Source organism: Photorhabdus sp. RM96S (assembly GCF_042879335.1).
Taxonomy (GTDB): Bacteria; Pseudomonadota; Gammaproteobacteria; order Enterobacterales; family Enterobacteriaceae; genus Photorhabdus; species Photorhabdus kayaii.
The window spans coordinates 1-11,926 of sequence record NZ_JBHFKT010000002.1 but is presented as its reverse complement, the minus strand read 5'-3'; the positions used below and the strand labels follow the sequence as shown (position 1 = coordinate 11,926).

Annotated in this window: 9 protein-coding genes and 1 pseudogene; 7 read left to right on the top strand and 3 right to left on the bottom strand. The window is 42.2% G+C overall.

Annotation, left to right across the window (positions count from 1 at the left end; all coding sequences use genetic code 11):
- Positions 1–253 precede the first annotated feature (253 nt).
- The 4 genes and pseudogenes from ACGF49_RS01260 to ACGF49_RS01245 all read left to right on the top strand — a co-directional run bounded on the left by ACGF49_RS01260 (position 254) and on the right by ACGF49_RS01245 (position 4,064).
- Positions 254–943, top strand: a complete 690-nt coding sequence (locus ACGF49_RS01260) for an NYN domain-containing protein (RefSeq protein WP_036813205.1) — start codon at positions 254–256, stop codon at positions 941–943.
- 338 nt (positions 944–1,281) lie between these two features.
- Positions 1,282–2,028, top strand: a pseudogene (locus ACGF49_RS01255) (IS630 family transposase).
- A 436-nt stretch (positions 2,029–2,464) separates the two neighbouring features.
- A complete protein-coding gene (locus tag ACGF49_RS01250; RefSeq protein WP_036813207.1) occupies positions 2,465–2,908 on the top strand; it encodes a hypothetical protein in 444 nt (147 codons plus the stop codon).
- Positions 2,909–3,437: 529 nt separating this feature from the next.
- Positions 3,438–4,064 carry a PAS domain-containing protein gene (locus tag ACGF49_RS01245; RefSeq protein WP_387488995.1) on the top strand — a complete coding sequence of 209 codons (627 nt, stop codon included), beginning with the start codon at positions 3,438–3,440 and terminating at the stop codon, positions 4,062–4,064.
- Here ACGF49_RS01245 and ACGF49_RS01240 read toward each other — a convergent pair.
- Positions 3,988–6,993, bottom strand: coding sequence for a Tn3 family transposase (locus ACGF49_RS01240; protein ID WP_387488993.1), 3,006 nt, complete (start codon positions 6,991–6,993; stop codon positions 3,988–3,990). The two genes, ACGF49_RS01245 and ACGF49_RS01240, sit on opposite strands and share 77 nt — an antisense overlap.
- 162 nt (positions 6,994–7,155) lie before the next feature.
- Between ACGF49_RS01240 and ACGF49_RS01235 the strand changes: the two genes are divergently transcribed.
- From ACGF49_RS01235 to ACGF49_RS01225, 3 genes are read left to right on the top strand one after another with little or no spacing between them, the layout of a single operon-like run.
- On the top strand, positions 7,156–7,704 hold the full coding sequence (locus tag ACGF49_RS01235; RefSeq protein ID WP_387488990.1) for a recombinase family protein: 549 nt from the start codon (positions 7,156–7,158) through the stop codon (positions 7,702–7,704).
- 25 nt (positions 7,705–7,729) lie between these two features.
- Positions 7,730–9,067 carry a hypothetical protein gene (locus ACGF49_RS01230; RefSeq protein ID WP_387488987.1) on the top strand — a complete coding sequence of 446 codons (1,338 nt, stop codon included), beginning with the start codon at positions 7,730–7,732 and terminating at the stop codon, positions 9,065–9,067.
- A 51-nt stretch (positions 9,068–9,118) separates the two neighbouring features.
- Positions 9,119–10,018: a DNA adenine methylase gene (locus ACGF49_RS01225; RefSeq protein ID WP_387488984.1), complete on the top strand. Its 900-nt coding sequence runs from the start codon at positions 9,119–9,121 to the stop codon at positions 10,016–10,018.
- A 420-nt stretch (positions 10,019–10,438) separates the two neighbouring features.
- Here ACGF49_RS01225 and ACGF49_RS01220 read toward each other — a convergent pair whose 3' ends face one another.
- Both ACGF49_RS01220 and ACGF49_RS01215 read right to left on the bottom strand, forming a co-directional pair.
- Complete coding sequence (locus tag ACGF49_RS01220; protein ID WP_065824050.1) at positions 10,439–10,705, bottom strand: hypothetical protein; 267 nt, start codon at positions 10,703–10,705, stop codon at positions 10,439–10,441.
- Complete coding sequence (locus tag ACGF49_RS01215; RefSeq protein ID WP_387488981.1) at positions 10,702–11,475, bottom strand: hypothetical protein; 774 nt, start codon at positions 11,473–11,475, stop codon at positions 10,702–10,704. The genes ACGF49_RS01220 and ACGF49_RS01215 overlap by 4 nt, the downstream gene beginning before the upstream one ends.
- Positions 11,476–11,926: the final 451 nt, after the last annotated feature.

Below are 11,926 nucleotides of genomic sequence, written 5' to 3'. Positions count from 1 at the left end.
AGGATTATATTTTGTGGGTTGAACCAGAGTTTAGGCGTAATGGGAGAATAATCCCTGATGCTTGGCTAGATTTGGATGAACGTTGGATTTTCTTAGACGGCATAGCGGCACGTTAAAATACATATTGACGATTATGTTAAATGTAGTATTATATAAGCATAACTCAACCCTGTACGCATAGATTAAGTTCAATGGCTGTTGGGGTGAAAAAACCGGCGCACGGCCGGTTTTTTCGTATCTAGGGAAAAGTTTCGTGCGTACAACGTTTTTTGTCGATGGTTACAATTTATATTACGGCTTGTTGGCTGGAACGGAGTACAAGTGGCTCGATCTTCCTGGGCTGCTTTCTTGTATTGTACATATACAAAATCCCCAGAGTAAGCCAGTGGCTGTAAACTATTTCACTGCCCCTGTTAAACCTGATCTAGCTACACACGGGATCTTTTCCAAACAAGCTCAGGATACTTATATTAGGGCGCTTAAGGCAAAAGGCGTAAATGTTTTTTTTGGACGTCACAGGCTTGAGCACGGATTAGCTCCTCGTTACATAAGTAAAGATATTCCTGCGTCTAGGCAGGATAAAGTCGATATATGGGATCTTGAAGAAAAAGAAACTGACGTTCATTTAGCAATAAGTATGTACCGCTTGGCTGTAAAGCAAACTTTTCTTCCCGAAGAAGAACGTATCACGCAGATTGTATTGGTTTCGGCTGATACGGATATGACCCCCGCATTACGCGCAATTAAAGAAGATTTTCCTGAGCTAACGATTGGAATCGTTTTGCCACACAGGGAGGGCATTGAACGAGGTGTTCCTGGTTCTCTTCAAAACTATGCTAACTGGATAAGGCGCTATGTGACTATTAGCGAGCTGAGAGATCATCAGTTTCCGACAAAAGTGCCTACTCATAAGAAACCAGCAATCAAGCCTGACTACTGGTAGAAGAAACTATTATAGTTATTCAATAACATTAATCTCACTGGCAATTAGTACTATTAATCGTCAGCAGTTATGCAACTGTGACAAATATCTTGCGCTTGCGCATCGGGCGGATACATTTCTTCAAAATACACCGTGCATATTGCCTCATATTCAATAATCGGATATGAGCAATGTGAAAATGCAGCAATATCTCTAATTCGTTTTATTTAATATCAGACTCATAAATCACCTTCTTATAAACTGCCGTTATGCGTTATGAAATATATTTTCAGAATTAGATATACCGTGCTCATTGAAACTGCTTGATTTTCCCCCAAATGAGGTTCATGGTATCAGTCATAAAAATATTCATTACCGATGAACAAAAAGCCGAACTTGAACACCTCTATCACGCTTGCCGTGATTGAGAGAGCGTGTGATTGCATCAAAGCAGCTGAGGGCTGGAGTTTAGCGATGATCGTTCAGGCTCTGCGTCTTCATGAAACGACCATTAATCGTCATATCAGTGATTACCTTAATCACCGCAAACTCAAGCCCGACAATGGCGGCTCTCAGAGCCATCTCAGCGAAATACAGACTCAGGAACTTATCGCTATCTGACCGCGAATCTTCTGCCCACCACACAGGCTATTATCCGTCTTGTCGTACCCGTCTGAACCTTATGGGTGCCCTGAATCTGGCCGATATCAGCAAAACGGTAGTACGTGAGTATGACCGTATCGACAGTTATCACATCGCCGAGTTCTTTATTGCCATCCGTGAGACCTGTCCGGTCAGTCAGAAGGTTCATATTATCCTTGACGGAGCCGGTTACCACCGGCGTGGGCTGGTAAAAGACTGGGATTATGTGATGAATATCGACCTTCATTATTTACCGCCGTACAGCCCGAATCTGAACCCGACAGAAAGGCTGTAGAAGGTGATGAATGAACAGGTCAGGAATAACCATTATTTCGCTTCGGCGGCCTTGTTCAGGCAGGCAATACATCGCTTTTTTTACGGAAATATTACCGGAACTTGCCGGGAGCCTGTCGTGCCGTATTAATGACAACTTCCAGGTTCTGAATCCTGCATCTTCAAGTTAAGCGGGTATATATAAAATATCTAAGGCAAGAGCAAAAATAACTACTCATTCTCGAAATTAAATTTTTTATTGACGATAATCATCGTTCAATGTAAGGTACCTCCGTTGCAGCAAAATCTGTAACCGGACGTGAGAATCCGAACTACCCTGAATGGCGCAAACACGCCAATGCGTGTTTTTTTTGCGCACAGCCTGAGAGCATCGATTATGGTGACTCAGGCGGGGCAACCGAATAGGTTGGCCGGTGTCATTCAGGCCGGTTTCTCACTCCCGTCTGGGTTACCACCTTTGAGAGTGAGAACTCAAGGTGGTAAAAAAACCACTTGAATGGAGTTTTCAATCATGTACCAATTCAAATTTATCCTCTGTCCGATCTAGAAAATAATCTTTCATTCCCATACTTGTATATGTTTTTAATAAACAAATAGGTAATTTAAATGACTGACAGAAACGATCATAATTTGAAAAAAATAATTGTATTAAGTCTTGCCACCGGAGTTGGGTATTTTTCATACAATCCAGAGATTGGATTTAATAGATATAAATTTAGTGAAGAAGCAATTTTAGTAACGAATAAAGAAATAGATTTATATAGAACTTGCTCCAGAGACGATTGTTGGGATAGTGGAGTTGAAAATATATGCTGGGGAATTGTCATTCAGAAAACAAAAAAAGTAAATAAAAATGATTATATTCTAAGCGACATTGATGCAAGTTTTATATATAATCAAATACAATCTGACGCCGTTAATAATTTTGCATTAAATATACTTGAAGAAATAAAAATATATGAAAATCATTCGAATGATAATAAGCTAATTGATGGGCTTAGATTATCCGCTGTTTTAGCAAAAATTTATGCCAATCAATTAAAAAACTAACGATTCATAATGAATCTATAACTTAAGTAGGTTGTAGATATACAAAAGGCCCCTATCTACCACAACAACCCGTAACGTGGATTTTCATTATGGATATGTATGATAACACAATTAAAACAGATCTCCTGGATCTTATTATTGAAGCAAGGGACATTGGGCGAGCGTGCTACATTCTAGCATCTTTAATCTCTAAAGACGATGATTTATATCCACTAATGAATCAATTTTTAAGACTAGTACATTTCAGAACTGAAAAAATGTACGCTAAAACGATAGTATCAGATGTGGAAGTCTAAATCCCATATTTGGAGAGTTTCTTTAAAGACTTTCGTTAATGGATTTATAGTATTTCCAAAAATAACTAATTTTTTTCATCTGGTGTCGTTCATTGCGGTGTATCAGTGCTATGATAGGCATAACTCAGTCTGTTTAGTTTTGCAATTGATCAGATCGCAAAAATTGGACTGAGTTTCCTCTAAGCGATCTATTATTTTGAAAAGTTATTTATAATAATTTTTTAAGGTTTTATATGAATCAATCAATATGTGAAAATTTACCTTTAATTACCCCTCAGCTAACAAATATGTGGAATATAAGTCCTGAAATATGGTTTGTAAAAGATAGAAAATTACGTTTTATTTACGCCAACAGTAACTTTTTTAAAGTTAATAAATTGCCTAGAAATTTTGATATCATTGGTTATACAGATGGGGAGTTACCTACATCGGTTAATCATCTTGCTCATCTTTTTGAAGAACATGACCGTAAAATCTTACAATGCATGAAACGGATATCAGCAATAGGCATTTCTCCAGCAGGGAAAAATCAACAATTAAAATATTATTATTGTAGTAAATTTCCATTTATGGATGAAAATAATAAATTTGTCGGTATAATTTCCCATGTTAGAGAAATATACCATTTTAAAGTGGATAATTATATTAAAAATAATAAATATATATCAGCTGAATTTAGACCGCCTGATGGTATATTAACAGAGAAAGAGTGGATAGTGATTTTTTTATTTTGCCGAGGGGCTGATAATAGGGGTCTGACGCTCAGTGGAACTAAAACTCACGTTAAGCAATATCTTCCGCCTCTGACGCCTCTTTTAATGGTCTCAGATGGCCTTGTGTTACCTGTTCTGCCAGCGTAAAGGAATAATGGCCGAGCATATTTACATGACCGTAGCAGAGAGGGGAAAGGCGTGCTATATCGTCATCATTCAGTGTTTCGCCCTGTGCCCGAAGATGATCCAGTGCGGCCTGCATATAAATGGTGTTCCATAAAACTACTGCATTAGTTACCAGCCCCAGCGCACCAAGTTGATCTTCCTGACCGTCGCTGTAGCGCTTTCTTATTTCACCTTTCTGACCGTGACAGATTGCCCTGGCAACTGCATGACGGCTTTCTCCCCGGTTCAGTTGAGTCAGAATACGACGGCGGTAATCCTCATCATCAATATAATTAAGCAGATACAGCGTCTTGTTAATTCGCCCTACTTCAATTATTGCCTGAGCAAGCCCGGACGGGCGCTCACTTTTCAATAGTGAACGGACCAGCACTGATGCCTGTACTTTGCCCAGTTTCAGAGAGCCTGCGGTCCGGATCATTTCGTCCCACTGAAGCTCTATTTTTCGGGGCTCCGACTGCCCTCTGGCAATATCATTGAGCACACCGTAATCGGCATTCCTGTCCATTCTCCAGAACACCGAGGCTCCGGCATCTGCCAGACGCGGGGAAAACTGATACCCAAGCAGCCAGAAAAGACCAAAAACAAGGTCGCTGGCACCCGCCGTATCCGTCATAATTTCGGTGGGATTCAGCCCGGTATCCTGTTCCAGAAGTCCTTCCAGCACAAAGATGGAATCTCTCAGCGTCCCCGGTATAACGATGCCATGAAAGCCCGAATACTGATCGGACACAAAGTTATACCAGGTGATCCCTCTGTTACGGCCAAAGTATTTACGGTTCGGTCCAGCATTGATTGTTCTGACTGGCGTAACAAAACGCATACCATCTGCAGAGGCAACCTCTCCTCCGCCCCACATCTGCGCCAGCGGCAGTGTTGCCTGAAAATCAACCAGCCTGGCATTCGCGCTGGTGATGGTTTCAGCGCGCAGATAGTTTGCCTTTGTCCAGTTCAGCCTATGCCGGGTCAGTGCAGGAACATTCGATCTGATCAGCGGTTCCAGACCGATATTGCAGGCTTCAGCCATCAGTACGGCGCTGATGCTGACTGGCAGGTCATCAACTCTGGCGCTGGCTTCGCTGGCATGGAAAAACTCATCAGCGAATCCGGTATGGGCGTTAATTTCGAGCAGTAATTCCGTCAAATCCACAGGAGGGAGCAGATCGCTGACCATTTTACTCAGTCGTTTCAGACTATCCGGCTCATCAAGGCTGGCAAGGGGAGAAATTGTCAGTTTTGGCTTCGGACCAGAAACATCAAGCTGAACCGCATCATTTTCATCGAGTCGTGCAGCAACCTGCCTGTAGCTGGTATCCAACTGATGACCCAGCGATTTAATCGCTTCTTGCGGGTTTGTCGGGTGACCCAGTGAACGATAGACCTTAATCCGGTTTGCCTGCCAGTCCGCTCCCTGTAGTAACTTTGCACGGGGATCCCCCCACCGGTTACTGCCTGCGACGTAAACATCCCGCCGTCTCAGGCTGTCCTGAAGTTTACTGAGAAAGCAGAGTGTGTACCCCCTGCGGGTGATATGTTTTTCCTTATTAATAACAAGCCTTTTCCATGATCGGCTGATGATCCCTGCCGGTGCGTCGTCAAAAAATTGCCGCCGTGAGCTGAATTCACGGCTGAGGTAGTCACAGGCATCCAGAGTGGTAATCCCGGCAGGAGCGGCTGAAAATTTAACGGTATTCAGCAGATGGGGCAGGAAACGACGAACACGCCCGTACTGCTCCACCATTTCATCATAAAAGTTATCGTCTAATGGCCTAGCTATCTCACGCACAAGCGCGATGGTATCGGCCAGCTTCTGTCTGGGGATGTGGCTGAAAACCTCAGTGCGGAGTGATTCATCCGGTGTATCTTCTTTCAGAATATATGAGCAGGCACTGGCGAGCGCCAGTGCTGATTTATCCAGATCCTTCAGTGACCGGAGCCGCTTTTTCTGCCCGATTTTACGGGCGTCACGAATGATAATGGCCAGCATGGCATCCAGAACGTCCAGTGCATCATCCAGCGCCAGTGTTTCCCATGTCAGAACAAAGGCAACCAGAACCGCCATCCTTTTCTGCGGCGGCATTCTGGCGATATTGAACACCGAAGTCATGCCAGCATAACGTGCAAGATTTTTGAGGCGCACAGCCGGGAGCGTACTTAAGTTGTCAGCATGCAGACCAAAATCTGTCAGCGTTTTCCAGCGTTCAACCGCCTCATTAAACGCAGGACCACTGATGGTCACCGGCCCTTTTTTCAGGGATTCGAGAAGAGACAGGCGACTGCCATCAACTGGCCCCAGCAGCATCTCCAGTTGTGAACGCTGTCCGGCAGACGGAATCCGTGCCAGTTTGTCCCACAGGCGCAGCGTCGCCTTTTCCCTTACCTCTGAAATCAGCCGGGTCAGCGTGGTGACTCCGGGTAGAATAATGCGATGCTGTATCAGCCACCCAGTCGCCAGATCGAAAAGCAGACAGGGACGTTCGTTGCTTATCCAGCTCCGGGTATATAAAAGGCGGGCAAGGCGAAAAGTCCAGGGCCAGGTGAATTCACGATACTGATAGTGCTGGCGTATCAGCGCCGCATGCTCACGACGAGTATTTTCCCTCTGACCGTATTCTGCCAGTACGGTGATATCGTGAATCCCGAGCTGTCTGGCGGTAAAATGCCGGACGCCGGAAGGAATATGATTCATATCAGTGAGAAAGGTGCCCAGAAAACGAACACACCCGATTTGCAGGGCAATACCCAGGCGATTGTGATCGCCCCGGCTTTTTCCGATAAATTCTTTATCCGCTTCATCGAGGTGAAAATACCGTGCCAGTTGAAGTTCATCCGGTTCACCGGTGAACCTGCCATAGCTCTCAGCCTGCTCAATGGGCAGAAAATCGACGGGCATATCAGCCTCCCTGCCGGACTAGTATTTTTTACAATTTCGCAACCGTCCGAAATGTTATAAATTATCAGACATCATAAAAGAGTCCATTTTAGCTGTCCATTAAATCGTTATTTTGGCATACTGGACAGTAATTGTCTGGTTTTCGATATTGGAGACATTCTTATGCGACTTTTTGGTTATGCGCGGGTCTCAACCAGCCAGCAGTCTCTCGACATTCAGATCAAGGCGCTTAAAGAAGCCGGGGTAAAATCGAACCGAATATTTAGTGACAAGGCATCCGGCAGTCATACCTACAGAAAGGGTCTCGAACTCTTGCGTATGAAGGTGGAGGAAGGCGATACCATTTTGGTTAAAAAACTGGATAGGCTTGGTCGTGATACCGCTGATATGATTCATCTGATCAAGGAATTCGATGAGATGGGGGTAGCTATTAAGTTTCTTGACGATGGTATTGGAACTGAAGGCGATATGGGCAAAATGGTCGTTACTATTTTGTCTGCTGTAGCTCAGGCTGAACGACAACGTATACTTGAAAGAACAAATGAAGGCCGTCTTGAAGCCAAAGTAAAAGGTATCAAATTTGGGCGGAAAAGAACGGTCAACAGGGAACAAGTGCAAATCTTACGTAGTCAGGGTATTGGCGTTACAGAAATTTCGCGAAAGATGAATGTTGCACGTTCTACAGTGTATAAAATATTAGAGAGTAAATAATAATTTTTTTACTATGGAGGGTTACATGAAGCGTATTTCAGTTAATGTTTTAGATTTATATTTAGACAGCAAAAATCCTCGGCATGACCCCATTAATAATCGAATGGAAATAATTAACTATTTGATTCAAAATGAAAAAGTGAAGTCATTAGCTAAAAGTATAGCTGAGAACGGAACAAGCCCGTTGGAATCACTAGCAGTGATGGAGAACGAAAATGGACACTTTATTGCCCTTGAGGGAAATCGGAGGGTTTGTGCATTAACCCTGCTTAATGATCCTGATTTATGTCCAGAAAATGAGAGGTCTTATTTCAGAAAACTATCTGATGATAGCGATATCATTCCTGACACAGTTGAATGCGTTTTGTTTCCAAATAGAGAGGATGCAAATAAATGGATTGAATTGCGTCATAATGGAGAACAAGATGGTGCGGGGCTTCTTACCTGGAATGCAACTCAAAAAACAAGACACTTCGGCTCATCTGATAATACATTAGCGTTAAAATTATTAGATTATGCTGAAGCTAAAGGGTATATTTCGAAGCAAAAGCGAGATGGTATTCTGACAACTGCATCGAGATTCTTAGGTAATCCTATATTCAGGTCAACCATGGGAATTAAGACAGGGCGTTCAGAACCCAATGTGATGATTGATGTCTCCAGAGATGAATTTGATAAAGTTCTTGAAAGATTCATCAATGATTTAATTAACAGTGAAAGTAATGTCACATCAAGATCAAAGAAAGAAGACTGGGAAAATTATGCAAAACAACTAAGGTCGGAAGGTGTTTCCCCCAAAGGACACTATGAACCATCTTTCCTTTTTAGCACGGAGAATAGCAAGAATTCTAGCAAGGAAAGCACTACAAACAAAAAGGCAAAAAATAACCAAAGCCCCAATAACAGAAAATACATTATACCTTCTGACTTTAAGGTAAATATCCCTGACCCTATATTAAAAAGGGTATTTGATGAACTTAGGGCACTTGAATGCTCAGAATACACTTTGGCATCTTCGGTTGTATGCAGAACTTTTCTGGAAAATATATATTCATTAACATATGAAAAGATTTATGGAAACTATCCTGAAGGGATGGCTGAACATGTCGTTATGGAAAAAATAATAAATAAGATAGAAGAAGATAAAAGTAGTCTCACTAAAAATGAAAAGAAAGCACTGGAGGCCCTAAAAAGGGTTAAGACTGATACTACCAATCCATTATCTCCAAAAACCCTAGGGGCAAATGCCCATGCTGGTTTCTACCCGGATCCAACGGCGTTGAAAGTTCACTGGGATAACATTTCACATATTTTATTGTTTATGTTGAATAAAATATTCAACGGTAGCTCTGGCCATAAGTAATCAACTGTTCTACAATAAATTGGTATGAATCTATTTTCACAGGGAAAGACCATGTCAGCAACTCCGTCACCACTACGATATCCAGGAGGGAAAGCCGCAATCCAAGATATGATTTCGGCTATAATTTGCTCAAACAACCTTACTGGGGGGCACTATGCAGAACCCTACGCGGGAGGGGGCGGTCTGGCTTTGTCATTATTATTTAAACAATATATACATGAAATACACTTAAATGATCTTGACCGATCAGTTTGGTCATTCTGGCATAGTATACTTAATAATACTGAACAGTTCATTGATAAAATAATGGTAACGTCGATTACTATAGAAGAATGGCACAAACAGAGGGAGGTACAAAATAATAAAGATAACTACAATGATTTTGAGTTGGGATTTTCTTCATTTTTTCTGAACCGAACCAATCGTTCAGGAATCATTTTAAAAGCTGGAGTCATCGGCGGATTAGAACAGAAAAGTAAGTACCCCTTAGATTGTAGATTCAATAAAAAAGGGTTAATAGATAGGATTAAAAGAATAGAAAAGTACAAGCATAGAATTCATTTATATAATAAAGATGCTATCGATTTTATGAATGAAATTGACACAAGCATGCCAAAAAAATCAATGTTTTGTATTGATCCCCCTTACTTTGACAAAGGTTCATTGCTCTATACTAACTTTTATAATGTTGAAGATCATAAAAAAGTGTCTGATGTAATTTTCAGACTAAATCATCCATGGCTTTTAACTTATGATAATGCTCCAGAAATTAATGAGCTATATAATAATTGTAATTGCTATACATACTCATTGAATTATTCTGCTGCAACGAAAAGAGTTGGAACAGAATTACTTGTAACTCAAGATGGTATACTTATTCCAGATAATTTAGGAATTACAAGAGTAGCCAAGAAAGAAAAAGTAATAAAAATGGATGAAGTCACAATATAAGGTTAACATGCCAACAGCCGTTGAGATACTTGATTTTATTATGGCAATGAGAGAGCAGCCTTAACTCATTTCAAAGGATCCTTGCGGGATCCTTTAACTTTTCTCAATCACAATCCCTTAACGTGAGTTTTAGTTCCACTGAGCGTCAGACCCCGTCTATTTCCATTTCCTCCCAGAGTGTGTTTACTGTTTGATTTATAAACTAACCCATTATTTGCTGTCACTGGATTAGGTACTGGTATAGCTAAAAGGACTGAGTATTAAACCGGTAAATCCCGATATGGCTATTAACTAGACTGAATGCTATCCCCGTGGTTTGATGTTGAAGGTGATAAAGTGAAACAGTCGTTCAAACAATCTCAGAAGAAATCTTGCCTCTTAAACTAGATATCCGTTCAAGAGGCAGGAAATTACTTGAAATTATCCTATATTGGTTAAAATATTTTTGATTATAGATGTTACTGATTCATCTAGCCTTTTTTCATCGACTGTATAGATCAATAGCTCTATCTCATTCTCTGCATCAAATAAAATTGTGCGAAGCCACTTTTCTTCAAGTGCAACTATTTGATTTTCTGCTTTATAAATCTCTGACTGAATATCCTGTATTGTTATCTTTCCTTCAAGAAAGCTCCTACAAGCTTCTTTCAGACACTCAATTACTTCAGGGTAGATCCAATCATTCATTTCACACTCCTACGAAGGATCGTAATAATTACATTACCATTTTTTTCAGTCACGACACCAACATCACCATTCCAATATGTTGTCCGGGTAACACCATTAACAACACTGTTTTGTGGAGTACCAGTTTTAATTACATGATCTACAATGTTGGGCGTCACATTTCTACCAGGTCCGGTTGTTCCTGCTGGTGAACCAAGACCAGAAGGTTGCATTCTATCCACAGCATGTTGTGAGTAAAGACGATCACCAATTTTGGCGTATTGTCGTCCATCAACAGTAGTTTTTTGATAATGTTGCCATGAATTCCACTCTAATTTTTCAGAATGAGTTGTCGTCTTATTTCCAGCAATATTTTTATCAGCTAGAGAACTTCCTTTCCCCTCAATGACTTCTGTCGACTGATACTTACTTAAAGACAAAAACGCTTTTGCTGCCGCAAACTGTATCAGCTTCGCTTCACTGGTAGGTATCCCTCTGGCAACAATTTCCGCCGCTTTCTGTGGCGTCATCTGCTCATTTGATAACACGACATCCAACGGAACACCAAAGAAGTTCCCCCACGCAATAATCAGACCTTTTGCTGGGTCTTGACCCTCAGGGACTTGTCCTTTGAGGTAGTGAGTTAAGGCTGCGTTGATTTCTTCGGATGTTGCCCCAGCTTGAGCCATTTTTTGAGCCAGTGAACCTGCGCCTTCAAAATGTTTAGCGCCTTCGGGACCAAACAGACTCCCCATGCTAAGGGCATTATTATCCGCAACAACGCATTCCATTGCGAAGTTGATTACCGAACGCCGATTTTCCTAATGCCCTCAGTCAGTTACACCCCGTTTTTTCCAATGTCCGTTCACCGCCGAACTCAAAACCCCTGACGCGCTTTTCGCCTCCAAAGGCCGGTTTTTCCCGCCGTGCCATTGTCAGTGTAGCGCCTTTTTCGGCAACGGGCGAACGTCGCCCAACTCGCTTGGGCGGCGGGTGCCCGTTCTGCGGGCGCGGGCGGCTGAGAGCCCGCAAGCGGCGCCCCTGCGACGCTCTGAGGCACTGTGGCTTCGGTTTGCATATGGCCTTGCATGACCACGCGGTTTTGTTCAGGGAAGCCCCCGGGGGCTGCACCTGTCTCTTGATCAGATCTCCAAATCAACTGATTTAGCCAGCAAATAGCCGTCTATCAGGGTTTGCAGCCGAAACCAACCTTCCCAAAGTCGTTCCCATCCGACTCGACCC